The following is a 25,307-nucleotide window of genomic DNA, read 5'->3' as shown; positions in this document are numbered from 1 at the left end:
TGAATATATGGAATTGCGCCCAATTAGAAATGAAACCGACTATCAGGAAGCCCTTAAAGAGATCGAGTTACTATTTAATGCAGCCGCAAACACTCCAGAGTACGATCGATTAGATGTTCTCAGCACTTTAGTAGAAGCCTATGAAAAAAAACACATTCCGATCGCAATTCCCGATCCCATCGAAGCGATTTATTATTACATGGAAACCCGCGAATACTCTCATCGCGATTTAGAGTCCTGTCTCGGTAGTCAAGCTACGGTGTCTGAGGTTTTATCTCGGAAACATCCATTAACATTAGATATGATTCGGAAGTTGAATCAAGAACTAGGGATTCCCGCTGAAATTCTCATTCAACCATATCATTCGGTAAAAATCCCCGCGTAACAATCTTATACCATTTCTCTAAAGTTATGCGACAGTAGATAGTGCCGCTCGAATGTAATCCCATCCTACAAGAGATGCTATTTGTTCAGTTGATAATTCTTCAATGAAAGCATCGAACTCACGTCTATAGGCTAATTTTTTACACGCGAAATAGATTGCTCAATCGCCAATTCTACTGCATCCAAGTTTAGCAAATTTCTATTTTTATTTATTCTTTCCAACCCTAGATAGCAGTATGTTTTTTCTTTCTCTATCCCAATCCAGTTCCTTTTAAGATTATCGCAAGCTACTGCTGTAGTGAATGAGCCAGCACAATTGTCTAATATTAACTCACCTTCATCGCTATACGTTCTTATCAGATATTCTATTAACGCTAGCGGCTTTTGTGTGGGGTGAATCCCTCCCACATTATAATTAGAGAATTTTATTACACTTCTGGGATATCTCGATCCATCATTGTTTATGGTAGTGCCTACATACTCAAGGTTGCACCTTGTAACTTTCTGGTAAAAGTAAGATTCTCCTGCGTGTACTTTGCGCTTAGTCTTTCTATATGGCTTTCCTCTCTCCATTTGAGGATTGTACACGCTTCTTCTCTTAGTTCTCGTTTTATGCGTTATTGCGCCTTTACTAAATATTGAGATATTCTCATGGGCTGTTAAAGGTCTGTTTTTGGCATTGTAAAACCCATGAGCGCCTGTTTTTTCCCAAACCCAGTCATACTTATAAAATTCTTTATTGCTTAATCTGAGATAACTACTGAAAGGTTCTATTCCAAATAGAGCTATGACTCCCGTATCTTTAATGATCTTATTGTATTGCTCCCAGAGCTTATCAAATCTGATTAGAGTATCCCATTTACAATTTGTTATTCCATAGGGTAGGTCGCATAGAATCAGGTCTATACTCCTTTCCTCTATTCCTTTCATTACTTCTAGGCAATCTCCTAGATATACCTTGTTTTTCTCTATCATTTTGTTACTTGTTTGAGATGCTGAAGTGAGGGTAAAATCTCTCAAGTAACTCTTTCAATTTTATTTTTGCTTGTCAGGACGATGAGGGCTGACTTATAAATCAAAGAGCATCTCCGGGGATAAGTGTGGTGGTGAAAATGAACTGATGATTAGCGACGTAACGGCTCGCTATTCAAAAACTCAATGAATTCGCGATGCCCCCTTCAGAATTCATGGGGTTATCGGTGTAGTAGACGTTTATTCTTTTTCGCTGAGATTGAGTAGGGATAATTCTAATTTTTCCACCCGCTCAAGAAGAGCCTTGATCCCCGCTAAGCAAATTCCAGCTACGTCGGAAGTCGCGATCATCTTATTCGGTTGTGTTGGGGAAGAATCTTCCAATATTTCCAAATCCCCTCCTAACCTGAAAGCTAGCCAAAAAGCTTGAGCAAAAGTGTTGACACTTTTCACTCTAGGATCGGAGTCAATGAAACTGTATTCACAAACGGGTAAATACTTGATTCTCTCCAAGGTTTCTTGATAGTCTAATTCCCTTATATTAGTTTTCTTGTTGTAATCCGAGATGGCGCTATATACGCCATTTTGATCGATATGAGAGGAGTACGCTCCTCCCGCAGAGAAGTAAAGGTACGGGAAGTCGGTCTTCACTGTCGGGTATCGCTGTGGGTAATATCCCGGCAATCCACCAACACTTTTGGACAACCCCAAATAAGTGCCCTCGGACGCTCCATTCGGGCTTCTTATATAGAAGGCTCCTTCTGTATATTGCCAATTCCATCCGTAGGTTGGGTTGTAAAGCCCACTGATATTCCCTGACAGACTAAGCATGAGGCTGGGGTTGTTGAGAGCCCCTGAGAAATTTATACCTGCATATCCAAGCTGCCCCCCCAAGATTTGGAGGCTCCCATAAATTCCGCCCGGTGCGTTTTGTGCGTTAAAGTTTCCTTCGTGCCAAAGTTTATAGGCAGCCCCGCCGAAAGACCAGCCCCCTATTTTCAGTTGGTTGTCCGTATCAAGCCCTAGGTGGCAAGCGAAAGCCCCTGGTCGGTGGAAGGAGATATACGCGGCCGACGAGCTATCTCTACCTCGTACTTCGTAGCCGGAGTTTCCCGATTCTGAAAAAAAAGTACCCCCGCTATATCCGATAGATTTCGCGGTAGTTCCGTTGAAGTTTTGCGCGTGAAATGTTGGATCGAAATTTCCATCGTTCCAAATCCGTCGCCAAGGGTTCCAAACGCCTGATGAGATAGTTCGGAAATAGAATTCATTTGGAACATTATGTTGACAGCCAGCTTGCATTCCCCAAATGTTGCTGTTATTTCTGTGTCTGGATTGAAATCCGTTCAAATGGGTGATTCCACCAGGATATGTGCCACCGCTATAACCATCGAAGAAGCCGGAGGCTTTGCCGCTGCTGAAAACGTTATCAATATTTGTCCCCACAGTTTTGCTCCAATCGTCTCCGAAGACGATTTGGCTAGAATCGATTCCATCAATTAAGTCAGCATTGTTTGTCAATGCGACTTGGCGATAGCGTCCATCCCCTTCGGTTTGTGTTAAGTATCCGGGGTGAGGGTCTGCCGCTGCGAGGTGAGCATTTATAGCTGCTGTTACTTCGGCATCCCGTGCGATCGCAGTTGGGATATCAGCATCAGTTAGAGGTGTTGCAGTTTGCCTGTATCGTCCATCCCCTTCAGTTTGTGTCAGGTATCCGGGGTGAGGGTCGGTGGTCGCCAAATGAGTCGCGATCGCACTGGCAACTTCTGTATCCCGTGCGATTTCATCAGGAATCCCCCCTTGGGGATTCAGATTTATTAATTCCCCCATTACAGCAGCGCCCCCTCGGAAACTTGAAGCGAGGCCGTACCCGATGCCGTAATCACACTAACTGCTCCCAGATACCTAGCGGCTCCGCCAAAATCCTCCTTCCAGTAAAACCCCGAAGGAATTTGTACATCGTATAAGGTGGAAGTTACTACCGCCCCTTCCCTTAAAAAAACGGTCGCAGGCCCCGCATTGTAAATACTATAATTAGCTCTATTCTCATTAGCAGCTAACGCTACAGATACAGTCGATGTCGCGCTTACAGTCGTTGTAGTTTTTGCTCCGCGTGTATCTTCTTTTATATCTACTTGACTGTTTGGATTTAGGTTGAAAATCATCGCTATCCTTAATATTTATGGAAGAATTGCTGTTACTTCGCAAATACGAAACTGATTATGGGCTTCAATTCTATTTTCCTTACTTGAAAATCAGCATTCTTGAAAACTATGATGATGCCGAAGATTCTCGAAGCCTCTCAGAGCTAATTCCTACTATACTTCAGAATCAAGTAATTGCCAATGGAGAAGATGACGTTCGCCCCTGCGATTTGCCTAAGTCGGTGAAACCCCGATGGGCAAGTTTTGAAGTGCTAGACAGTAAAAACAAGCCTGCTTATCGTGCTAAAATGGAGTATCCTTTTAGACCAGGCTCTCCCGATTGGGCAACTTTCTGGATACAAATGCGAAGCTTTAATTTTGTTAACATAAAATCTCATGGGGAGTTCGTGGGAAACCCCATATTAAAGCTGATTGCCGGTCGCGATCTTTGCGGTAGTAGCTCTCCTACCTCTATATTGGAGCGATTAATGCTGCCTCGATTTAATGGGGGATTCTAATGTTCTCTGATGGCATCTCTCCTTCGACAAAACGGGGGATTGATATTAGGCTGAGATATACACAGGATGATTTTCGAGATACTGAAGTTGTTCTGAGAACAACTGTGGACGCTGAAGGAAACATCTTAACGCCCGTTACAGATTCGCTGATTCAGAGGGCTATAGTGCGAGGTGTAGCGCCTCCTATCGCACTTGAGAGGGCTACAAGATATGTCAAGATAACTCTTTCTATCCCCCGTAATCAATCAGGCATTGGAGAATATAAGGTGGTTGTCCCTTTTCATCCTTCATCTCAGGAATTCAAACAGCAGATTAAGGAAATATATGCTTGGCTATCTAATTCTCTATTAGTCAACCCACTACTGAAAAATGTTGTGTGCGCTGAATATTACGGTGAAGACTTAGATGGGTGAAGAAACACTATTTGAAGGGTTGTTAGGTACTGAACCCGTATGCTCTAATTCATTTAGTGGAAAGCATCTAATCTATGCTCGATCCGAGCTGCTGCCGGGTAGTTATCTTGAGTTTGGTCAATACATCGAAATTGCTTGTCGGCTGTGCATTTACTTGGATAGTTCCTGGCTAATTGTGCCGGGATTGACTGCGATCGATACCAAGGAGATAATTATTATTCCTCCTGATATTAGATCCTTTGAATTGGCTTTATGGCTTTTCCCTAGTTGGAGCTGTCATTTTCAAATAATAGGAGTAGGTTAGCGTGATAGTTATTGAGAATCCAGATATTATCAAGAAGGATGATTATAGGTTTCGTATATTATGGCCTTCAATTCCGTCAATTGCTTTAGATATCGATTTTGAGCCGCTAGTTTCGGCTATTCATCCATCAATTTCTCAAAAAGGTTTCTCTCTGCTACATTGGCAGGCGAGACCGAAGCGAACTCCTGAAGCTCCAGGGCGACAGTGGGGGTGCTGGTACGGAGGCCAGTATTATTCAGCTAGGACTATTGAGGATATCCGTTCAAGCTTCTCTCAGAGTATCGATCTTGATGAGAGTGTTATTCAAACTATTCCTGTTTCGGTTATTTGCTTCCAAGGCTTGCGTCCCGTGTACAACGATAAGGGGGGTGAACGTAAACTCTCGCTGGTGAAGATATGAAGGGAGAAATAGTTACAAGTGGCGATCGCTTGATAGTCCTTGATGACGTGGTTCAAGCGAAATTTGAGAGGACTTCCTATAATTCCATTACCTCTACCTGGGAGACACCCAAACTTACACTTTGCCTTCAGCGCTCTGGTTCCGACATCCTTGAGCTTAAATTGACTGGGGCTGAAGCCGTAGAAGTTTGGGCCTATATTCGGTCAATGGGAGAGGCTATTCCGTCTCTTCCTATTCCTCCCGCTGCCGATGGCGTGGGCCTTTTACAGCAATCATCTTTAATCGATAGGGTTAAGCAGGTTTTGCTTAACCCTGATGGTACGCACGGGAGCTTTTTCTAGGCTATTAGGCTATTGCCTGAAAATCCCGCATTAATGTGGGCTGAGCGACTTTTAGAGTTTTTATCGCCTCATCTTTTGGAAGTGGAGAGCCATAAACTTTGACATATTCCCTCTGTAATTTGGCTATCTCCTCATCAACTTTCAATTTAATGTTTCGCAGATCCTTTTGTGAGATCCAGTCGAGCCATCCACTGATTTTAACCTCCGCTGCTTTTGGATCTAGATTCAGCCTCTCTAAGAAATCTCTCTTTAGGCATTCGGCTACAAACCATTGGTCGAAAGTGATGTTACTCCATCTTTTATTTCTTTTATCCGCGATCGCAATCGTCATACCTTCGGGACTTAGCATTTCAGCTTTTGGTCGCATAAGTACCATTTGTTGTGGGAGCGATCCGAATATCTGTGCAGCGGAAATCCAGTTAGCATCCTCTAGCTTTTCCCAGTCAGCTACATCTATTTCTGTTTTCTTGCCGCTGGCATCTTTCTCGAAAATCCCTACGTAAAGCTCTTTTGCCATATCAGTATTCTCTATTTTTCCGAAATTGTGGAATTTTGATGCTGTAGATTCTCCTGATAGTTGTATTTTAAGAGATTCTCACCAATGGTGCAATCGCTATTCTAATTGTGCCCGATTCTCCGGGACGACATACCGCACTCCAATTCTCCCCTCCGTCTAGCACATTCTGTAGTATCAAAAATTGGTGTAGAGGATAAGTGTAATTTCCTAAAGATGCCGGAGTCCCCTTGCTGATGAATATAGTTGTGTTCTCCGAACTCTCGTTTAATATAGTTAGCATTCTTGCTGTTGCTATTGCTGTTTCTGGGGCAAGGATAGTCGCTGAGTCACTGACGGTTATTACTTGTTGGATAGTGCCTCTGGGAACATAAATCATGGATCTAAAATATTTTTACTAATGGTGTGATAGAGACTCTTAATATGCCGATTTCTCCTGATTGAGTAATCGCGCTCCAGATTTCTCCTCCATCTAGTATCTCTTCTAAGATCAGATGTTGACGTAGCGGATATAGGTAGTTCCCCAAAGAAGCAGGACTCCCCACACTAATAAATACAGTTGTTTTTTCTACGCTTTCGTTGAGTATCGTTAGCATTCTTGCTACTGGGGATGCTGTTGCTGCTGCTATCGTCATCCCTACCTCTGTAACTTCTAGTAATTGCTGATTAGTGCCTTTCGGCACAAACATAATATCCGAACCTGAAGAAGAGCCGCCGCTAGAACCTCCTGAGCCTCCAGACCCACCAAGTAATCGTTTTAATCCATGACAGTCGTTAGGAGAAAAAACCATTTTAACATCCTCCTCTAGGGGGTTTATAGCATTGCACACCTGTCGGTTCCCCTGTTAGTGGATTTATATCGCTAACAACTGCTTTGACACACCTTGTCACTCTATTTTGCGGGATTCTCTTAGTTTTCGCCCCCTTCGTGATCCGAGGGTCTAGGCTCCCATTATTCTGCCGGGGAGTGGAGGTTGATAGCGCTGCGAGTAGAGCTAAAACTCTTCTCGCTTCTTCTTCCGATTCAAAATAGCTGCCTGTATAAATCTTACTATTTTCCCAGTATAAGCGACCATTTACACTCCCTTTCCGCATAGATATATTCTCGAAATGTTCGCACCAATCTAGATTATCTATGGGCATTGGGATATTAACGTGCCACAAACTACCTGTCTGTTTTGGGTAATTCTCACCAAAGGTTAGCACCAACTGTTTTGTTACTGTAAATTCGGCGTATCGCTCGTCAGGCAGCAATACGACACATCCCTGTTCTTCTGATGGCTGGCAAGTGGTGTTAAGTAAAAACTGATTCTGTTTTATTACTGCATCTAGCTTTGAGGATAAGAGTTTTAATCCTGACCCTTCATATCTAATAATTTCATGGACGCTCTCATCTAGGTATCCATTGCCACATTGAACTATCAAGCACTCTTTCTCATACTCTTCATCTTTGACTGGGTGGCACAGTTTATCTACTACTTGCTGGAGGATGGGAAACACCTGATCCACTTGTTGCGCTAGAGCTTTTAGTCCAACTCCGCTATAACTGTACTCTTGTGGTTGCGATTGCTGATAGGTGATTTCTAATTCCGGCTTGAAATCACCATCACATAGGCAGTGTAATTTTTTCTCTGGATTGTTAGGGGCAAACTGAAAATTATAGTAATTACCTTTTAGTAAAATATGCTCAGTCCCAGTCTCGCCAACCGGACTTGTTGCGCTTAATATCTCTCCGGTACAATTCTCTATTTTGTACAGGATCGGACTATTTACACTGCTTACATCTAAACCCCATAACTGATTTAGGGCATCAAAGGATAAAACATCAAAAATCACTCCCTCGTCAATCTCGTTGATTTGCGCCGGTTCTGTGGAACGAATCGCCGGATAATCCTTGATAATTGAAATATTGCCTACTCCGCTATTTGTGATTCTAGTTAGCCGCCGCTTCTTTATATATCCACCAAGTGCATCCTCATCGTATTGAGCCGATGAAATGTATAGGTTATTGTCTCTGTCAAAAGTTATGGAAAGCACATAGTCCTGACGAGAACCAGGCAGCCCTGAAGTGTATGGATCGCTTTTTAATAGAGCGTTAATTTCTTGCGGTAATACTATCTCCAGGCTACTGAAATCAAGTTCGTTTAGTCGAAGCAGTTTGAAATCTTCTCGCGTGTTACTAACTCCTAGCGAGTAGGTGTATTCAACTTTCGGATCTTCTTTGTCTGTTTGTCCCACAAAAGTTTTAGTCATCGCCCCAACTCCTTCGGTGAGATCGTTGGGTGATTCGGCAATTAATTCAATGTCCCCCGTGTCCGGCATGACCTTGAAATATTGAGTTTGTCTGTCTGGGGTTGAACGAGCTAAATATATTTTTTCTTCATTGTTAAAGGTCAGTCCATCAAATTGAATTACGCTGGCTGCCGGCTCTATCAATTCTAATAATTGATTTGCGGCTAATCCATTTGCGCTGTAGATTGCTGAGTATCCAGGAAATCCTGACAATAGAGTGTTTGGTACTATATTGTTTGCTGGAATTCCTATTAGTAAGCTATTTGGTAAAAACCCAGAAAAGGGGACGTTCTGCGGGTTTAGATAACTCCTTACAACTTCTTTTACTAGATTCTCTACTGGATCGACAATATATAGTCCTGCACCGTTAGTGACATAGAGCGGTTTGGGTTTTACTTGCTTCCCTATTTCAATATCACAATCAATACTGTGCGTATTTGCTATTTCTACGGATACGCTATTTAATATATTTGTGATGATACCATTTATTTGACTTAAAACCGAGTTAGTGTTCGTTGTATTTTCGCTGTAATCCTCCAGGTAATTGTTAAGCGTTAATACGATATTACCCAACTGGTTTTGTAAGATTGTTTGGATTGTGCTGTTGTAATTTAAGTTTTCCGAGATAGCTTGTGATATATTCGTGATTTCAGAAATCGTTTCCGCTACGTTTGAAATCGTCTCTGTTATAGTCTCTTTTATGTTAGAGGTTTGTTCGTCAATTGTGTTTTCAATTTTTTCGCTGAACGACTGATTTATTTCTTGAGTTATTTGTGATATTTGCTCTATAGTTGCTTGACTACAATCTTCTATGGTTGGCAATACGCACACCCTATTTAGCACTAATTGAATCGCTTTAGCTAATGCGTTAATTCCTTGTGTAATGCCTACTGTTCCGATACCGTAATAGTTGTATGTTGTAGTTTCATTGTCGCAGGTTAGCTCTATGGTATCGTCAATGAATTCTATATTTGTCCCAATTTTGCCACAGACTTGATTTAGTACAACCTGCATTACTTGATTCAAAGCCTCTACAGAGGAAATTATTGCATCAAATCCGCTTCCCGAATAAGAAAAAGAGTAGGGGTAATTGTCGCATTCAATCAATAACTCTCCTGCAATAAAATCGTCTGGCTTGCAAACTCGATCTAAGACCATTTGCAATGCGTTTCCCATCGCTTCTATGCCATTTGATATCCCCTCCAATCCGACCCCGCTGTAAGGGTAGCTCATTGGAGTGCCATTGCAGATTAATCGGATTTGCCCATTTACGTATTCATCATTGTTTGGACTTTCATTGTTTGGGTCTGCTAGAGGATTGCTGATGGTGTTGTTAATATTGTTAATTGTGTTTTGTATGTTGCTTATGCTATTGCTGATATTTTGTATGTTTTGGTTGATTTCTTGCTCGTTCTCATTATCATTGTTGATTATTTGAGAGCGCGTGTTGTCGATATTTTGATTGATGGTTTGGTTGTTATTATTGGATACCTCAATTATTTGATTGCGGGTATCATTGATATTTCTGTTGATATCACTGTCCGAGTCGCAGACTTTAGATAGTACGGCGTTTACTCCTTGCGCCAAAGCTGCTAATTGTGCTGATAGTCCGACTATTCCCTTGCCGCTATAAGTGAAGCTTTTTACATCATTGCCGCATTTGAAACTGTACGCTCCGTTAACATTATCTGAGCTTACTTCTTTTTTGACAGAACAAACTTGTTTTAATATAACGTTCATTCCGTTTTCTATCGCCACTAACTGAGAGGACAATCCCTGTATCCCACTCCCTTGATAGGGAAATGCCAACGGCCCTTCGTAGTCTTCACATTGAAAATTAGTCAAACCATCGATTTGTGAGTCTGTTGGTAATACTATCTTGGTAATCACTGGTGCTGATGGCGTAACTGGTACAGAGGCCGCCATTTTTCCGCATAGCTGCTCTGTTACATAATTGATTTGGTCAGATAATGCCAAAATCATCTTTTCTATTCCCTCGAAATTGTAGCCATGATAAGGTTTGACTCTTTCATTTTGAGGTAACGGCAGAAATCTGTAGAATAAGCTTTTTAATTCATTTTTTATCGTATCTTCTAGGTTCCCGATAATAGCGTCAAGTGTTTTATCATCGAAATCGGCTTTAAGAAAGGGAAACAGTTTCGAGACTAATTCGGAAGCGATTCGACTAACAATAAAGTTGGATGTTGTTATGACCAATGTGTCCCAAATTGATATCTCTGGCGCATTTTCATCACAAGTCGCAAATTCTAGCGAACCGGAAAAAATGTATTGCTCCTCATCGGGACATTCTACACTTTTACTACAGATTTCCTTGACTGCTAAATCTAATTGTTGTGATAGAGCGTTAATCTGAGATTCGATACCTTTAAATGCGTAGCCGGAATAAGATATTTGTCTGGCGTTTTGAGTCGTGTTAACATACGGTTTGATTTTGACCGCAACAAATCCTTTTACTATCTTTTGAATAGTTCCTTCTAGCGCTCCTAACACTGCATCGTCGATGTTCCCTGGGATGAGGCTTGATACTAAATTTACTAAGCTACCTGTGACTTGGCTAGCTACATCTTCAGCTATCTCGCTTGCTGGATCTACTGTATCTTCTGTGTCGCACAAGCTAAAGCTCAGGACTCCCTTAATATCTTCGCAGCAATCTAATTTTGTTCCGCTCTCTCTACAGCATTTATATATTTCTAACAGTAAGTCGTAGACAATTTTTAGATTTTGTCTATTAATCTGAGTTCGCTTTTCAAAATTGTTGCTTAATATATTTTGGATATTGGCGATCGCATTGCCTAACTCGACAACTGTATTATTGCCCGACACTAAAATTTGATTGGCTAGGCTTGCGATAACTATGCCGGAAGTATTCGTTATTGTGGTTGACAATTCTTGAGTTAATCTTGTTGAAGTCGTGTCTATTAGCTCCAATATTTCCGAAAAATCGATGCTCTCTATATTTTGACAGCACTCAATTATTAACTGTCTGATCGTTGCTAAGTCGTCTAGTACAGATTCAAAATAGTTTGTGACTTCTTGCTGAAACTGGATTAGCAAGTCAACCTGTAATTGTATGTCGCCTAGAATGTTTGTTATATCGCTTAGTAAATTTGTCGTTTGCTGATGATAGTTGATCATCCTATCTTCTAAGAAGTAGGTTTGCTGCTTGAATAGTTTCTCTATGTAACTTAACGTGCGCTTGCCGAAATCTGCCAGTAGCGTGATAATCCATTTTTTGAAAGCTTCTTCGTCAAACTGCTTTATTTCTGGAGCTTTTATGTTATCTATTTTTATAGACAAGTCGTCACAACAAACTTTTAAGGAGTCAATTATTTCCTCTTTAGAAGTTGTTATCACATTTCGGGTAAAATCGTGGGATTCATTTACAAACTCCATCCCTATCTCTGACGATTCGGTTACGTGATTTTGAGTCTCTGCGGAATATTTTGCAAGTAGACTCTGAACTATTTGATAAACAGTTTGACAATCACATCCGCTCATATCTTCAGGACACTCTTCTAGTTTATCTGGAGGTTCTGGAGGATCGACTCCAGGGGGAGGACAAGGAATCTCGACTATCCTATCTGGTGTGCCGGGACTGGCTGCTGCATACCACCCCCAGCCGGCCCATCCGGTGAATCCATTCGCTGGATCTCTGACATAAATGATGTAGTTCCATCCGATGCCATTTGAAGCTGTCGGATTGGGGAGAGTATATGGTATTTCTCGTGGAGAACCGTCGCTCCAAGTTAATCGCCAAATCCTTCTTTCGCCTAATGGCACGATAGTTCCCGGAGGTATACCGGGAATTACCGTTGTACATGGCCCTTCGTTTTGTGGCTCTGGTGGAATTCGCGGATCTCTCGGTTTGGGTTGTGGTCTTGGAGATATGGGAGAAGGTTCTGGCGGTGTTGGCGGGAACGGTATTTTGCTATCGTCAACGGGTTCCGTTTTAGGCTTTGGTGGAATTAGTGGAATTAAAGGTGGAACTAGCGGAAGTATAGGTGTTTTCTTTGGGGGGAAATTTGGATTTCTTACGTTCTCTGGTTTATCTTGAATTTGTGGCCGACGACGAATGTCGGGTTTTTCTAAAGGGATATTCCCTATTCCTCTGCCTTTCCCTCCTTTATTTGCTGGAGTGAAAGTGTTGCTATTTTCCTGTAAAGTTTGTAGCTCAGTTTTTGGGGGTGTCTTTTTTAAGTCGATAGTATCTCTTGTTATACTTCGTGATGCTGGTGGCCCGCCAACACCTAGACGATTTTTTATTGCATCATTCAATATATCTAGTCCTGATTTAGCCGCTTTTCCAATACCTCTTAGTTTCACCATAGTTTCTAGCTTAATAAGGTGAATGGTTGGCAATCAAGATTTGTTAAATACTCGCCAACTTCCATCGCTGCCCCATGAATAATCACCTCGTCATCCGGCAATGGTGTGCCACTTGCAGAAGTGTTGCTTCCCTTTAATATCCCATACCCATAATTAATAATTCGACCAATTAAGCTCCAATCATGCTGTATTGGATGTCTTGTTAGGTCGGATAGTAACTCTGACAAACTAGCTTGATAAAATGGTTGGATTGGATATATGGAGACTTCTCCTATAGAATACTCGGAGCCGTCAGGAGCTTTGTAAAACAGTCCAAAACCTATCTTGCTCCATCCTTTAATGTTTTCTACTATTAAATCTAATTCCTTTTGCGAAACAATATCTGATGTGTCTGGGATTGTTAGTGTCGGCAGCGAATATATATTGGCTTTCATTCTAAGGGATAGTATCTCTCCGTCGTACTTTAATGGCGTATTATATCCTCCGCTGGAGTAATCGAATTCTCCGGGTTTGAAAAGAACATGAGATTGCTCGTCTTTCGTGAATTTCTTGGCAATAGTTTTCCTCCTAGTTGGCAAGGGATTGCTCATTCTTGAATTCCCATTCCTATATAAGGATCTCCTAGCGACAGAGAGAAGCCTTCATCGTTATTGTTGTTGCTCGATGGCTGTGCACTTTCCCCATACTTTTTATTGCAAGCATCACCCCCACCATTTTGAATACAATCAAACAATTGTTTTTCGCGGGCGCTTAATAATCGATACGCCGATCGCGGTTCCGAGTTTTGTTGTGGCTGAACGATTCTAGGTTTATTATTGGGGTTATTAGCGCTAATATCCTCTAGTTCTTCAGGAGATACTATGGTGCGACCACTATTGCGTTGATTTACCCTGCTATCCTGTTGCGGCGCTCCATTGCCTCCGAAAGAAATGCCTCCATTGCGTTGACTTGGGCTACTATTTTGTCGCGGTGCATTACCTAGAGTGATACCACCATTGCGTTGATTTGTTCCACTATTCTGTTGCGTTGTGTTACCTCCTATCTGTGGTTTTCTAGGTAGTCGTGTATTTGTTTTTGGTATATCTGTGGGAATAGTAAATGGTTGTTGTGTCGCTTCTCTCCTTGGGGTAAGTTCTGAAGGTATTCGTCCTGTTGGCGCTATTGTTTGTTGTGGGGTTCCGAATTGAGGAATTGTTCTACCCTGAGCACTTGGTAACTGCGGAGTTCTTTGACTATTATTCTGAGGTTTTTGTTGACCAGTATTCTGCGGAGTTCTTTGACTGTTATTCTGAGGTTTTTGTTGGCTAGTGTTTTGCGGAGTTTTTTGACTGTTGTTTTGAGGTGTTTGTTTCGTTCTCGATTGTCCTTGTCTGGAGTTAGCCTCCATCTCAGCCAATATTTTTCTTAGTCTAATTGCTTCTAAGTCGGATTTTATTGCCGCAACACCGCCTTCCAAGAGTGACTGTCCCGATTCAATTGCCAGGGTTTCTAGGCTAGAGGTTATTATTGCTCTTCCCTCTGCATTTTTTATGTTTATTTCGGGGTCGGGGAGTAGTCCGCTCTTGCCTCCAATTCCTACCCCAATACCTACCGATCCAACACCATCTCTTGAGATGTTTGCTTCAATCCCTATTTGTCCTAGCTTGTCTGCTTCACCAGCCCCTTGCCCAGCATCTACTCCTATCCCTATATTTAGCGCGTTTCTACCGCTACGGACTGTTGCTCCAATTTTTGAATCGTTAAATGGATTTATATCGATATCAACGCTAGTGTTTTTCGCTGCATCTATTATGCGATTAGCTCTGTTTTGAATCCCTTCAATAATATTTGGCATTTTTACTCCTAAATTCCATCTGGTGATGGTTCTTTCGTGATTCCGTCTATATCTATCTGTACTGTGTATTGATATCGGATTTTCACGTACTCTGGATCTCCGGGTTTCGGTACATTTACCAACGAAAATTGAGGTTCACTGATTCGCATCTGTGAATCTTCTGATGTATCTTGACCAGCTTTCGCTCTAAGTAAGATGGCCAAAAACAATTGCTCTGCTCTATTGTCGGCTGCGGGCGTGAATTGATATGCAGCACTAGCACTTTGCAACCCCACCTTTGGTATTACTATCTCTGTAGCTGTCTGCGTTGCACCGGCACCAAGTAGTGCCGCTAAAGATGGTTCAACTGCCATACTATTATCTCCTTATCTCCTTAAACGTCATTAGGATTAGGCTGTGTTGTTGCTTGCTCAACAGTGATATCTATCGTTGCCCTATAGCGGGTGTACCATTTACTATTGATTTGCACCAAGCTAGGTTGCCACTCTGATACTTTGAATTGAGCATCAGCAGAAGTATCTTGATTTAATCTCCATCTATGGAGTAATGCTAAAGCATTCTTTTCCGCCGTGTCTGTCGTTGAAGTCGGCGTGTAATTAAACGCGGCTGGTGTCGTTGCTGACACTAAGTCTGCCTTCACCACCGTTAGTTCCGTAGCTGTTTCGGTGGCATTAGCACCGAAGAATTGCGCGAGAGTTGGTTGTACTGGCATATCAACAAGATAGGTGTGCTATGGGCTTATCTTCTACGTACAGCGCTTTCTTAAAAGATACAGCGCAAAGATATTTCGCCTTGACTGCTCGAATCACTTGAGAGCGTGATAGAAAGTATTTCGCGCAATAGGCTTTGATAGGGATACAAATAGGCGGGTCTCTATTGCTTCCCGCCAGATTGTAATAAGTACCAGGATAGAATCTGTTATGTTTCTTCCCTTTCCTGGGTACGTGAGGATTGTTTTGACATGACATATTAAGCAGCCTCTATCTTTGATATCCTATTTGACTCTATGAAGGATATTACTCCATTCGCCTGGAATTTTAACTTAATCCTTTCTGATACTGGATCGAATACAGTGCCTTGATATACTAGGGTTAATATCGAGCTACATATATCAACCTTATATGCTGTTCCATTTGTCAGCTCTATCACTTTTGTCTCGCTTCTATGGCGTTAAGATTTGCTAGGAAGAAGTTCTACGGCCGCTTTTCAAGTGCTTTTTTAATTTAGCATAACTTCCTCGCTTTCTTATTCAAAGACGACGAGTAATTTTTAAGCGAAAAATCCCCAATCTTTCAAAAAAATTGTTAGGGTAAAAAAGACAACTTATTTTCGCCACGTAAAAAATATTTATGCCATACGCTGCACCAACTTTGGCGGATTGGAATGCTTTAGGAGCTGGTTCTTCGCCTTCAATGACAGGCGCTCAGACCATTACTACTGGGCCTGGGCTAACAGGAAATATCGGGTTTGCTGGACTAACTTATCTGACTGCTGACGAGGCGGACGACCCTGGAGAAGCGATGTTCCAGGTTTTGCAGGGAGGGGTTGAACGCTTTCGGAGGCTAACGGGCGCTCAGAAAAGTAAATGGATTATTGATAAACAAGTCCAGCCCTCCCCTATCTCAAGTGGGAATGAGCGGCACACATTTTACTGCGTTTTTGAACGCAGTAAAGATACAACAGGCGAAACCAATCCCGGTTAATTCTCCGCTATCTATTCCTCTTTCTTAGCCTACTTAATTAGCATACTTAGGAGATAAAAGAATGGCCCCTTACAAAAAACCCACGGAGTCTCAGTTCGATATCGGCGGTACGACTACTGGCGCTCTATTTGATGTCGGTGCAGGAACATTAGATATAACGAATGTTCCGGGCCTTGATGCTGATGAAGCGACCGATCCAGGTGAAGCTTACTATCATGCTCTTTTGAATTTCAATAAACGCACCCAAAATCTACCCGATGATTTCAAACCGGATAGATGGGGTGTTAATTTCACCATTACGCCGCTTCAAAATGGGAACGAAAACCATATCTTTGCGGTGTCTTTTGAAAGAACACCAACATCAGGAGGTTCTACTCAACCAGCCTAATTTTTAGCCTGTTCTGTTTGTTAGTAATGCGGAAGCTGAAAAAAAATGGCAAGAGATAGAGCACAAACTTATAGGATTCCCTACTATGTGAGCGACAGGGGGACGGTTCACATGGTTAAGGACAAATTTTTTGTACCCTCGGACTGGACTAATTTTTATCGGGATACGGAACAACTTCCTGAAGTTCCTGATATTGGTGGTGGGAATATTTCTCCTGGTTCCCCAGATGATGTCGTTTCTGGGCGGATAGAAGATACGGCATTTGAGATAATTAAAATGCTGGGATTCACGCCTGATAGTGGGGCCGCCTACCCAGTTAGGCCGGGGTTGGGATTTCCCGATTTCTATCGGACTTATCCTACTTGCAATGATTCCGATTTTGAGCCGAGGAAGTTAACCTTCACTCGCAGAATTGGTAGCTTTTCTGTTGTTGCCCCCGCCCCCTATGATATTTACGTCAATGTTACGGGTCAGGCGTTGACTAATATTGGTGGTGAAGAGGGTCGGCCTCTCGTTGTTGGTATCCCTCAATTATTCAGAGATCCTTACTCTGGCTTTGGATTCACCGGTCTGGTTTACGGGGTTCGTCGTGTTGCAACTGCTATTTACAATTACATCAATAGCCGCTTTCCTCAAAATCCAATTGTCTGTATCAAGTTGTCAGGAGAAGAATGGATTAATCTCCATCCTGAGATGCTGGCCGATACAAACGATCCCGACGTAGCTGAACGAATTCGCCAGATAGATCCGATTCCGGGCTTCGATACTACTCCTGTCGGCAATTATCGGAATGGCAAGCAGCATCGCTTCTCTGGGGCGATGATCTATCAATCTCAGGCTGGATTTTTGGGGTATAACGAGGCTGAACTCACCAAGGGCCGGATGATGGCTCGCCCCGATTTCAGGAATGATGTTTCCAACTATCTGATGGAGGCGAACTATCCGAATGAGTTCGATGTTCCCCCTCTACAGTTTTTCAGTCAAATTACGGGCTTGAGTGCTGGGCTGTTTACTACAGGGGATACCTTTGATGTAAACAAGTGGATCGCTTATCGGCCGCAGTGGTATCGCGATCGCAAACGACTTTTGGCCTCCAGTCGAAATCTCCCCGGCTGTATTTGGATGAATCCCAATCCCTTTAGTTGCCCTGGTCGGGATTCACTCGTTCCGAAAAAGTACATCGTTACTTACGTGACTCAAGAGGAGCGTCCAGCCAACTCGCGCAGAGGCGAAGCCCCAGGGACGAGAGAGACAGCTATTCCCGTTTCAGGTGGAGCGGTCGAGGATGTCTGTTTTTGCGGCAAAAAACTCGCCGCAAACCCCGCAACCGTTTGCCTTGAATACGAAGGCGAAAGTGATGACCAGCTTCACAAAAAACTGGGGCTATTTGGCATTACTTGTTCTTCAACACCTGGCGGCCGGTCTTCGCCTCCTGGTGGCGGCGGCGGTGGCGGTGGCATACCTGGTAATCAGCCTTACGGCCCTGATGGTGGTGGTGGCGGCGGGATTCGACTCCCGAATAATGGCCCGCAGCCGAATCTTACGCCGAATCTTACTCCTTCGCCTGTTTTGGTAGCTGCTGGGTAAGTTAGCGGCTGCTGGTAGTGGGATGGCGATCGCACATTTTTCCACAATTTCGGAAAATTCGGCGATCGCACTTCTCAGTTTTGTTCAAAACTTGTAAAGTGGCTCTGAATTTATGCGGTTTGTAGTTTTGAAAACTCAAGTGACGGATAGCGGAACTTTGGCTATCCATGCTTTATCTGAAGTAACTCAATCTGCTTCTGGCTTCACTCCTAAATGGATCGAGTTTGCGGAAGCGAAAACTAATTGTATTGAGCCTGAGAAATGCGATTTGTTGTCTTTCAGCACAGTGGAAGAGGTAAAGGCACTGTTAGTTGAAAGCAAAATGACTGAACAAGGCAATATTGCCTACATTGGTGTTGACGTAGCTGATTTAACTCCGGCAATAAATTTTTCGATATGAAAAACGCTGATTGGTCAGTTTATTTGTTGCAGGTGTTGGGTCAGGGAGAGCCGTTTGGATTCTTTGATTCTCAGGGCGTAGGTGTCTCCCTTGAGCGGGGCGGGATCTCTCCTTACTCAAATACAAACATTGTCCGAGTAAGTGTTCTATCTGGTGAGAAAGTCGAGACTGTTATTGACTTTCATTTCCCAGAGGCAGCCTATACTTACCTGGCTCTAAATTTTCCAATTAAATCGGCAAAAAAGATTGAAGAGCCAGCCCCTACATCTCCCCCTATATCTCGCACCAAGGCTCAAGAAAACACCTTGATCTTTATGTAAATCTTTCGATTCGATAATTTGTGACAACTGCTGGATGCACTAAGCATTGCGGCCTGATTTCTTATGCCTAATATGCCTCAGAAATTTGAGACGATTTTCGATCCCAATCCTTTTAACGATGGCCGCATTGTTTTCGGTGTCGATTTCGGTAAGTTTTCTGTGTATGCCGGAGGGGAAATTCCTATTGTTTCTCTTAAGGAAATTAATGCTTTTCTCCCACCTGTTGGCAGCATCGTTGGCGCGATTGATTCGGGGTCAACTATCAAGGGGACGGCTCGTGCAGCAGTAGGAAGCGCTAGGCAAATTGCAGGTCTGAAGGCTATTGGCAGAAGGGTTGGCATTGGGAGTATTGCGGGTGTAATTGGCGTTTCTCTTGAAGGTTTTGGCTCGGCCGAAATTGGCGCTGCTGTGGGGCCGAAAATTGATGGGAAATTGAGTCTTTTGCCTAGTTTGACAGTAAGGAATGCGTTCGATCAAGTTCTCGCAACGACGGATTTAATTGGCAATGCTCAAGCGATTCTTGGATATTTAGGGGAGATTGTAGAAGCGAATGCTAATGCCGAAATAGCTAGGTTTGCGGGTGATGTTGCTGTTTTTGATTCTCAGATTAGGTCTAGGGTTCAACGGCTTGGCCCAATCCGTGACCAAAGCGTTTATGGGACACGGCTGGGCGGTCGCGAAGTTTTTGAAGATAAAAAATTGCAGGCGATAGTTCCCTCTGTCCGCGCATTAACGGCCGATCAACGCGGTCGTTTCAATGATGGCAGAGGCTTGCAATTAGTAAATAATTGCCTCAAGTATGGCGGCGGTTTAGGTTGCTATGAATCGAAGTATCTATCGGTTGCCGGCAGTGGAAAAAATTACGGTAACTCTGCCTTAGCTAATTGTATTAATGGCGGCGGTGGCAGGGCTTGTTATCAAAAATATGGCAGGTAAATAAATGCCAACAAATAACTTTTATCAATCCACATCTTATCCCAGTGGCTATGGGCGAGATGGTGCTACGGAATTAGACCCAGATAACCCTATTGGTGCAACAAGGATAGGTGCTCGCAAGTTCGTTAGGGCTGTTGGTGAAGGTCTCGAAGGATTTAAAAAAGGTGTTGACTATACAGTTCAGCAAAGTCAAAGAGTTGTCCGAGACTTTGGGAGAACTCTTAAGGGTGAGCGACTTATACCCCCATTGATTTCTGATGCTAGAGATGCGGGTATTTCCCCTCCTCTATTTAAAGATTTGGGGCAACGCGCACCTTTAGTTGCGGCTCCGGTTGTGCCAATTCAATCCTCTTTACCTATGGCTCCGATTGTGCCTCAACGAGGGACTAATTCTTTGATAGTAGAGCGTTGTCTTCAGAATAAAGGGGGTCAAGGTTGCTATGAATCAAGCTATTCGTCTGTCGTTGGTAGTGGAATAAATTACGGTAATTCTGGTTTGGCTAATTGTATCAAGGGTGGTGGAGGTCGGGCTTGTTATCAAAAATATGGGAGGTAATAAGTGGATATTTTTACTTTGATTCAAAGGTATCTAGCCAGAAGCTTCGGCATAGCCTTGCAATTTCCCGGTCAGTTATTATTGGTGAGCAAAGAACGCCTGGGCGCTCCTATAGGTGTTGTACTGAAAAAAGATTTTGAGTTGTTCGGCATCTCTTTTTCTTTAGATGTCGAGTATAGCCTACTCAAGCGTAAATTGGCTTTTGATATCTCTGCTAGCGAAACCTTTAATGTTTTGGGAATAGAGATAACTCCCACTATTATCTTGGGGAAATACGGGGTTGCTGCCACCTTAGAAATAGGGGCTAATAATTATTATCTTAGTGCTGGTATTGGTCTCGATCGTATTCCTGGCTTTTCTGTTGGTGTCAGGAAAGGGGCTACTGGTTTTGAGTTGAGCTTTGGTGGAGGTTTTGCTGATGAATTACAGTTTTTCAGTGGTTATAAATCTTTTACGATTCCTTTGGGGATTGATTTTAGAGGTCGAGATCGGAATTTCGACCGAGGAATTCCTGAAAACGCTGGTTATAACACAATCGATTATATTAATAATGGATTTGGTGTTTTAGTTCCTGTTAACAATAATCTCGTTCCTTTTGAACGTCCCGCTAGGAGTTTGACCGTTGAAATTCCGGATGGTTTAGTTGCTGAGTCTTTTGGTTTGAGATCGAGGAGTGTTCGTAATAGTGCTGGAAATGAGGCGAATAGAAGGGTTGTAGAACAGATTATTAAATCTCAAGGTGGTATCGCGGGAGACAATGTTAGTAATCTATTGTTTGTTCAACCTGGTGGATTAGTCTATAACGTCAGTGGAGATCCCGCAAGAGCGCTCTCTGAAGTTGCTAGATTTTTGCAAAGTGAAAATGTTGATGTGAGTATCTCCAATTCCGCATTTGTTGGAAAGGCTCGTGATGCTCTTGGTTTTTATCGAGCACCAGAACTTGATGAGAACAACAGGGCAGGACTTTTTTTGAGGGATTCGGTTCCTTCTGATTATTCTGGCTCTACTGTTTTTCTTCAGAGTTTAGTTGCCTATCACGAGACAGTACATTTTCTCCAGAATAGAGCCTTTCAGAGTTTGTCTAGAAAAGATGATAGCTTGAGATATCCTTTTCGGACAATCGGTTTTCAGGATAAAGATGTTCTCCAGTATGCTTATGTTCAGAATGTTCGCGATAGTTTCCATTATTCAACTCAATCTGTTGCTTTGTCATGGCTTGGATATGAATCAGATTTGCTTCAGGTAGAGGCTGAGGCTTTCTCAACAGAATATAGTGTTGGATCGCTTAAAAAGGCGATAGATAAAACTGAATCCCTGATCGGGAAATCTTTCGGTTACAAACCTAACTATTTCTTGCAAGGCGAAATTCTGGGGCGGCTAACGGAAAATGTTGATCGAATTGTTGGTCAGCAATCTTTTCCTTACTCAGGGGATCGTGAGGCGAGCATTCGGATGCTTCAGGATCGCTTTGCTCGTCTGCCTGAAATTTTAGACGCTAACCTAGCAGACATAAACGCGCAGCTACGGGCAACAAGCTCCATGTCGCCGAACTCGCGGTTGCCTCTACCTAGCAAAATCTCCTCTGCTCCGCGTAACTCGATCCCACTCCCTCCTGTTCCTGAATCATTGAAGCATTTAGGTCTTACGTCGGCGAGTGCGGCATTTCCTCCTCCAAAGGCACTCTCCGCTACTCAGGTAAATGATTTTATTGCTTGGAAAACGGCTGTAGAGCGACGCAACATGATTCTTGCTGGAATTAGTTATTCTATTCCTCCAGCTCAGTTGTCGCTCTCTCGTGCTAATAGTCCTAGTTCCTTTTTTAATCGCGATAATTATGCTTCCCTACGATATCTTGGGGACGGTTTCTCTATTCCACGTTCTAAATTTTGAATATGGAATATGACTATTCAATATTTTATTAATGGCTAAGAAGTATCACTCCTACGGTATTAAGTATGTCGCCGATCGCGGGAGGCATCTCCTCACCACTGGCCGGTTTATAATACCCTCGGATGTAAATACTTCTATGTTGACTGAATTGATATCTATTTTTAAGTTATTGCCATCTATGGAAATCCCCTGTCCCGACTCCGATTTTCGACCTAGAAAACTAGAATTTATAAGAGCATCGGGAAATACCTTTTCGATAATTCTCGCCGAAAATATAGATATTCTTGATATATGTCGGCGAGTTGTGGCTCTGTTTGTTGAGAACGAGAAATCACCAGTTCTCTGTATAAAACTTGTGGGTGAGTATTGGTCTAATATCTATCATGAATTTTTGCCGGCTTCTGGCAAAACTATTGCTCCCGGTAAAGATAGTAGAGGTACAAGTGGGAAGCAGCTTTACTATAAAGGCACGATGAATTATCAGTGTGATGTTCCTTTTAATCCAGGGTCGCCCTCTGTAAAGACAGAGGTGATCCTCCCTTTTAGAATGGCATCGACAACACTTGAAGAACCTCCCGATGATTACAGGACAGCGATATCAGGGTGCATTGAGGAAGTTGAAACAGTCGTTTGTCCACCGCCTTATCAGTGTAAGATTCGGCATTATTTGGTAACGTCAATCGTACACGAGGAAGGTGCTATTCTGGAGCCGGGAAATTTATTCAAAAATGCAGTAAAACAAACTTTAAAAATCCCCATAACTCACAGAGAAGAGTTACAATATATAGAGCCAAATCCCGCATATCCCGATTTCGCGAACGATATTTTTGTGTGCGGGAAAGAATTAGCGAAAGTGCCTGCCACGATTTGTCTGGGGTATCGCGGAGAGTCCTGTGATTACGTTCATAAATTTGTCTAAGTCCGTCGTTTCGGGACTCTCGTTAATGTGCTATTTTCAACAAAAAATCCTGAAATATGCTTGATTCTACAACCCACAAAATAATCATTTCAAGCATTTCTCTGACTGCCATAATCTCTGTTATTGGGATGATTGGATTGAGTGCAGCAGACAAGAAGATTCCTCCCGAATTGAATTCTGCCGCTACTGGCGCTATTGGCGCTTTGTGCGGCATACTTTATCCGTCTGGCTCTGGTCGAGATGTTCACAGGAGTAGCTAATGCGACCTATTTTAATGGTTACTATTGATGCCAAGAATTTTATAGAAATTCTTGTTGGAGTTGTTGGTATTTTTTCTGGGGTAATCTCTGTCGTTCTGCTTTTTGCTGTGAAGTCGGAGAAACATGAGGCTGAAAAAAATTATGATGCGCTTCAGCGTGAGATGGAAAAAAAATATGATGAACTTGTCGCCAGATTTAGACTGATAAAATCCGAGTTTCAAGCTGTTAGAAATCGATTAAAAGCTGTGGAGGGGTTTATTCTTAGTAGGGGATTTCAAATGCGGCAATCAGATCAAGATGATGAGGATAGTGGGACTACTGGTGGATTTTGAATCTAATTTTTGCATGAATGCCAGGATTTATTCCTGTTGAATAAATGGTGGCAGTCAGGGAATAAGCTTCAGCAATGCGGCAAGCCGTGTACAGGCACACTCCAAATAGGGCCCTGTCGCGATCGCTGCTACAGGGGAGGCTTTGAGTGCGGCTGACTATGCTAAAGCTGCTCGTCACTTACAGTTAGAGGCACGGAAAATCGGGCAATTTTTTGAAGAATATGATGTTTTGCTAACATTAGCTTGATTCTTATGCTTCCCAAAAAATAACGATCGCTGCCAAAGTTTGCTCTATGGTTATGCGATCGTTCTTAGTTTTTATTCAATTAGTTTCCCTACAAAGTAGGGAGACCCGAACAGTCAAGCAAAAATGGGTGAGCTGGTATGAGGCGATCGCTCCTGTTTCCATTCAATTAGTTTCCCTACAAAGTAGGGAGTTAGCCAAATTAAACAGGCAATTGAACAAGCTTTCGGTGGTTTCCATTCAATTAGTTTCCCTACAAAGTAGGGAGCTCCTCGTAGGAGAGCAGTGGTTATCCCACCACGATAGATGTCATCTAGAGTTTCCATTCAATTAGTTTCCCTACAAAGTAGGGAGCTTATGGGGATCGGATGTTCGACGAGTACATCGTGATGTTTCCATTCAATTAGTTTCCCTACAAAGTAGGGAGCGGCCAACACAATCAATGCGTTGGTAGTTCAGGGTTTCCATTCAATTAGTTTCCCTACAAAGTAGGGAGCACAAAGATTAAATCCTGGGATCTGGACTGTTTACTGGGATGTTTCCATTCAATTAGTTTCCCTACAAAGTAGGGAGGAGTCTCATAGATGGATTGAATGGTAAGAGACCGCCCCTCTGGAAGAATCGTTTCCATTCAATTAGTTTCCCTACAAAGTAGGGAGTTACTCCGATCAAATCTGGCAAAACCTGATCAACTCCACAAGGTTTCCATTCAATTAGTTTCCCTACAAAGTAGGGAGTCTCAGAGAGAAAGGGACGCAGAATTGGATAGAGATGGCCTGTTTCCATTCAATTAGTTTCCCTACAAAGTAGGGAGCGCTTACTCCAAATATCAAGGGCTAGCAGAAAAAGAACTTTTGGATGTTTCCATTCAATTAGTTTCCCTACAAAGTAGGGAGAGCCGAATCGTTCGATGGTGTTCGATGTAGTCGTGTCGTCGTTTCCATTCAATTAGTTTCCCTACAAAGTAGGGAGATGATTCTCGTCTCCTCTTCGGCTGATGGCCGTTCCGTGGTGTTTCCATTCAATTAGTTTCCCTACAAAGTAGGGAGACACCTAGCTGTAGAGTTACAAACTGACCTAATCAGTTGGTTAGCTAGTTTCCATTCAATTAGTTTCCCTACAAAGTAGGGAGGGTGCAATGGTTTCGCTTTGTGATGCAGGAGTGTTTTTTAGAGGGTTTCCATTCAATTAGTTTCCCTACAAAGTAGGGAGTGTGTAGTGAAGAGATGATTGGCTACGAGCATTTTGGCTGTTTCCATTCAATTAGTTTCCCTACAAAGTAGGGAGACTACGGCGACAAGAGTTGCAG

29 protein-coding genes and 1 CRISPR repeat array are annotated in these 25,307 nt (G+C 42.7%); of the genes, 18 read left to right on the top strand and 11 right to left on the bottom strand.

Annotated features, from left to right (window positions below):
* Positions 1 to 7: 7 nt before the first annotated feature.
* On the top strand, positions 8 to 385 hold the full coding sequence (locus PN499_RS26540; protein ID WP_272036216.1) for a helix-turn-helix domain-containing protein: 378 nt from the start codon (positions 8 to 10) through the stop codon (positions 383 to 385).
* A gap of 131 nt (positions 386 to 516) precedes the next feature.
* Here PN499_RS26540 and PN499_RS26535 read toward each other — a convergent pair whose 3' ends face one another.
* The 3 genes from PN499_RS26535 to PN499_RS26525 all read right to left on the bottom strand — a co-directional run bounded on the left by PN499_RS26535 (position 517) and on the right by PN499_RS26525 (position 3,521).
* Positions 517 to 1,359, bottom strand: coding sequence for a DNA-methyltransferase (locus PN499_RS26535; RefSeq protein WP_272036215.1), 843 nt, complete (start codon positions 1,357 to 1,359; stop codon positions 517 to 519).
* A 237-nt stretch (positions 1,360 to 1,596) separates the two neighbouring features.
* Positions 1,597 to 3,186, bottom strand: a complete 1,590-nt coding sequence (locus PN499_RS26530) for a hypothetical protein (RefSeq protein ID WP_272036213.1) — start codon at positions 3,184 to 3,186, stop codon at positions 1,597 to 1,599.
* Positions 3,186 to 3,521 (bottom strand): hypothetical protein, encoded by a 336-nt coding sequence (locus tag PN499_RS26525; protein ID WP_272036211.1) that lies wholly within the window; start codon positions 3,519 to 3,521, stop codon positions 3,186 to 3,188. Before PN499_RS26525 ends, PN499_RS26530 begins: the two co-directional genes overlap by 1 nt.
* 17 nt (positions 3,522 to 3,538) lie before the next feature.
* Here PN499_RS26525 and PN499_RS26520 point away from each other — a divergent pair, with 17 nt between their 5' ends.
* Genes PN499_RS26520 through PN499_RS26500 form a run of 5 tightly spaced genes read left to right on the top strand, consistent with a single transcriptional unit; the run spans position 3,539 to position 5,476 of the window.
* A complete protein-coding gene (locus tag PN499_RS26520) occupies positions 3,539 to 4,018 on the top strand; it encodes a hypothetical protein (RefSeq protein ID WP_272036209.1) in 480 nt (159 codons plus the stop codon).
* Complete coding sequence (locus PN499_RS26515) at positions 4,018 to 4,431, top strand: hypothetical protein (protein WP_272036207.1); 414 nt, start codon at positions 4,018 to 4,020, stop codon at positions 4,429 to 4,431. Before PN499_RS26520 ends, PN499_RS26515 begins: the two co-directional genes overlap by 1 nt.
* Complete coding sequence (locus PN499_RS26510) at positions 4,424 to 4,735, top strand: hypothetical protein (protein WP_272036205.1); 312 nt, start codon at positions 4,424 to 4,426, stop codon at positions 4,733 to 4,735. The genes PN499_RS26515 and PN499_RS26510 overlap by 8 nt, the downstream gene beginning before the upstream one ends.
* 1 nt (position 4,736) lies before the next feature.
* The gene (locus PN499_RS26505; protein WP_272036203.1) at positions 4,737 to 5,135 is read left to right on the top strand and encodes a hypothetical protein; all 399 of its coding nucleotides are present in this window, start codon (positions 4,737 to 4,739) and stop codon (positions 5,133 to 5,135) included.
* A complete protein-coding gene (locus PN499_RS26500; RefSeq protein ID WP_272036201.1) occupies positions 5,132 to 5,476 on the top strand; it encodes a hypothetical protein in 345 nt (114 codons plus the stop codon). Before PN499_RS26505 ends, PN499_RS26500 begins: the two co-directional genes overlap by 4 nt.
* A gap of 4 nt (positions 5,477 to 5,480) precedes the next feature.
* Here PN499_RS26500 and PN499_RS26495 read toward each other — a convergent pair whose 3' ends face one another.
* The 4 genes from PN499_RS26495 to PN499_RS26480 all read right to left on the bottom strand — a co-directional run bounded on the left by PN499_RS26495 (position 5,481) and on the right by PN499_RS26480 (position 11,696).
* A complete protein-coding gene (locus PN499_RS26495; RefSeq protein ID WP_272036199.1) occupies positions 5,481 to 5,993 on the bottom strand; it encodes a hypothetical protein in 513 nt (170 codons plus the stop codon).
* A 67-nt stretch (positions 5,994 to 6,060) separates the two neighbouring features.
* Entirely contained in the window at positions 6,061 to 6,369 is a 309-nt protein-coding gene (locus PN499_RS26490; protein WP_272036196.1) for a hypothetical protein, read from the bottom strand.
* A 4-nt stretch (positions 6,370 to 6,373) separates the two neighbouring features.
* Complete coding sequence (locus PN499_RS26485) at positions 6,374 to 6,781, bottom strand: hypothetical protein (protein WP_272036193.1); 408 nt, start codon at positions 6,779 to 6,781, stop codon at positions 6,374 to 6,376.
* 1 nt (position 6,782) lies between these two features.
* Positions 6,783 to 11,696 carry a methyl-accepting chemotaxis protein gene (locus PN499_RS26480; protein WP_272036190.1) on the bottom strand — a complete coding sequence of 1,638 codons (4,914 nt, stop codon included), beginning with the start codon at positions 11,694 to 11,696 and terminating at the stop codon, positions 6,783 to 6,785.
* 286 nt (positions 11,697 to 11,982) lie between these two features.
* On the opposite strand from PN499_RS26480, the gene PN499_RS26475 reads away from it, so the two are divergent.
* Positions 11,983 to 12,357: a hypothetical protein gene (locus PN499_RS26475; protein ID WP_272036188.1), complete on the top strand. Its 375-nt coding sequence runs from the start codon at positions 11,983 to 11,985 to the stop codon at positions 12,355 to 12,357.
* 277 nt (positions 12,358 to 12,634) lie between these two features.
* Here the strand turns inward: PN499_RS26475 and PN499_RS26470 are convergent, their stop codons facing one another.
* The 4 genes from PN499_RS26470 to PN499_RS26455 are packed head-to-tail and all read right to left on the bottom strand — an operon-like array spanning position 12,635 to position 15,175.
* Positions 12,635 to 13,219 carry a hypothetical protein gene (locus tag PN499_RS26470; protein ID WP_272036186.1) on the bottom strand — a complete coding sequence of 195 codons (585 nt, stop codon included), beginning with the start codon at positions 13,217 to 13,219 and terminating at the stop codon, positions 12,635 to 12,637.
* The gene (locus PN499_RS26465) at positions 13,216 to 14,463 is read right to left on the bottom strand and encodes a hypothetical protein (protein WP_272036183.1); all 1,248 of its coding nucleotides are present in this window, start codon (positions 14,461 to 14,463) and stop codon (positions 13,216 to 13,218) included. Before PN499_RS26465 ends, PN499_RS26470 begins: the two co-directional genes overlap by 4 nt.
* A gap of 8 nt (positions 14,464 to 14,471) precedes the next feature.
* Positions 14,472 to 14,816 carry a hypothetical protein gene (locus PN499_RS26460; protein WP_272036180.1) on the bottom strand — a complete coding sequence of 115 codons (345 nt, stop codon included), beginning with the start codon at positions 14,814 to 14,816 and terminating at the stop codon, positions 14,472 to 14,474.
* A 20-nt stretch (positions 14,817 to 14,836) separates the two neighbouring features.
* Positions 14,837 to 15,175 (bottom strand): hypothetical protein, encoded by a 339-nt coding sequence (locus PN499_RS26455; RefSeq protein ID WP_272036178.1) that lies wholly within the window; start codon positions 15,173 to 15,175, stop codon positions 14,837 to 14,839.
* Positions 15,176 to 15,812: 637 nt separating this feature from the next.
* On the opposite strand from PN499_RS26455, the gene PN499_RS26450 reads away from it, so the two are divergent.
* From PN499_RS26450 to PN499_RS26400, 11 genes are all read left to right on the top strand, one after another.
* On the top strand, positions 15,813 to 16,166 hold the full coding sequence (locus PN499_RS26450) for a hypothetical protein (protein WP_272036176.1): 354 nt from the start codon (positions 15,813 to 15,815) through the stop codon (positions 16,164 to 16,166).
* A 61-nt stretch (positions 16,167 to 16,227) separates the two neighbouring features.
* Entirely contained in the window at positions 16,228 to 16,554 is a 327-nt protein-coding gene (locus tag PN499_RS26445; RefSeq protein WP_272036174.1) for a hypothetical protein, read from the top strand.
* Between the two features lie 45 nt (positions 16,555 to 16,599).
* The gene (locus tag PN499_RS26440) at positions 16,600 to 18,141 is read left to right on the top strand and encodes a hypothetical protein (protein WP_272036172.1); all 1,542 of its coding nucleotides are present in this window, start codon (positions 16,600 to 16,602) and stop codon (positions 18,139 to 18,141) included.
* A gap of 112 nt (positions 18,142 to 18,253) precedes the next feature.
* Positions 18,254 to 18,541 (top strand): hypothetical protein, encoded by a 288-nt coding sequence (locus PN499_RS26435; RefSeq protein WP_272036170.1) that lies wholly within the window; start codon positions 18,254 to 18,256, stop codon positions 18,539 to 18,541.
* Positions 18,538 to 18,861, top strand: a complete 324-nt coding sequence (locus PN499_RS26430) for a hypothetical protein (RefSeq protein WP_272036167.1) — start codon at positions 18,538 to 18,540, stop codon at positions 18,859 to 18,861. The genes PN499_RS26435 and PN499_RS26430 overlap by 4 nt, the downstream gene beginning before the upstream one ends.
* Before the next feature lie 63 nt (positions 18,862 to 18,924).
* Positions 18,925 to 19,797: a hypothetical protein gene (locus PN499_RS26425; protein ID WP_272036165.1), complete on the top strand. Its 873-nt coding sequence runs from the start codon at positions 18,925 to 18,927 to the stop codon at positions 19,795 to 19,797.
* A gap of 4 nt (positions 19,798 to 19,801) precedes the next feature.
* Positions 19,802 to 20,353, top strand: a complete 552-nt coding sequence (locus PN499_RS26420) for a hypothetical protein (RefSeq protein WP_272036131.1) — start codon at positions 19,802 to 19,804, stop codon at positions 20,351 to 20,353.
* Positions 20,354 to 20,356: 3 nt separating this feature from the next.
* The gene (locus PN499_RS26415) at positions 20,357 to 22,243 is read left to right on the top strand and encodes a hypothetical protein (RefSeq protein WP_272036130.1); all 1,887 of its coding nucleotides are present in this window, start codon (positions 20,357 to 20,359) and stop codon (positions 22,241 to 22,243) included.
* Positions 22,244 to 22,274: 31 nt separating this feature from the next.
* The gene (locus PN499_RS26410; RefSeq protein ID WP_272036129.1) at positions 22,275 to 23,162 is read left to right on the top strand and encodes a hypothetical protein; all 888 of its coding nucleotides are present in this window, start codon (positions 22,275 to 22,277) and stop codon (positions 23,160 to 23,162) included.
* A 56-nt stretch (positions 23,163 to 23,218) separates the two neighbouring features.
* Positions 23,219 to 23,422, top strand: coding sequence for a hypothetical protein (locus PN499_RS26405; RefSeq protein ID WP_272036128.1), 204 nt, complete (start codon positions 23,219 to 23,221; stop codon positions 23,420 to 23,422).
* Entirely contained in the window at positions 23,422 to 23,754 is a 333-nt protein-coding gene (locus PN499_RS26400) for a hypothetical protein (RefSeq protein WP_272036127.1), read from the top strand. The genes PN499_RS26405 and PN499_RS26400 overlap by 1 nt, the downstream gene beginning before the upstream one ends.
* Positions 23,755 to 24,068: 314 nt before the next feature.
* Positions 24,069 to 25,285: direct repeats of the CRISPR family, unit length 36 nt; unit sequence GTTTCCATTCAATTAGTTTCCCTACAAAGTAGGGAG.
* Positions 25,286 to 25,307 lie beyond the last annotated feature (22 nt).

The organism is Kamptonema animale CS-326 (assembly GCF_028330895.1).
Taxonomy (GTDB): Bacteria; Cyanobacteriota; Cyanobacteriia; order Cyanobacteriales; family Microcoleaceae; genus Kamptonema; species Kamptonema formosum.
Note: the sequence above shows the minus strand (reverse complement) of the source record. Positions and strands in the feature narration are given on the sequence as shown.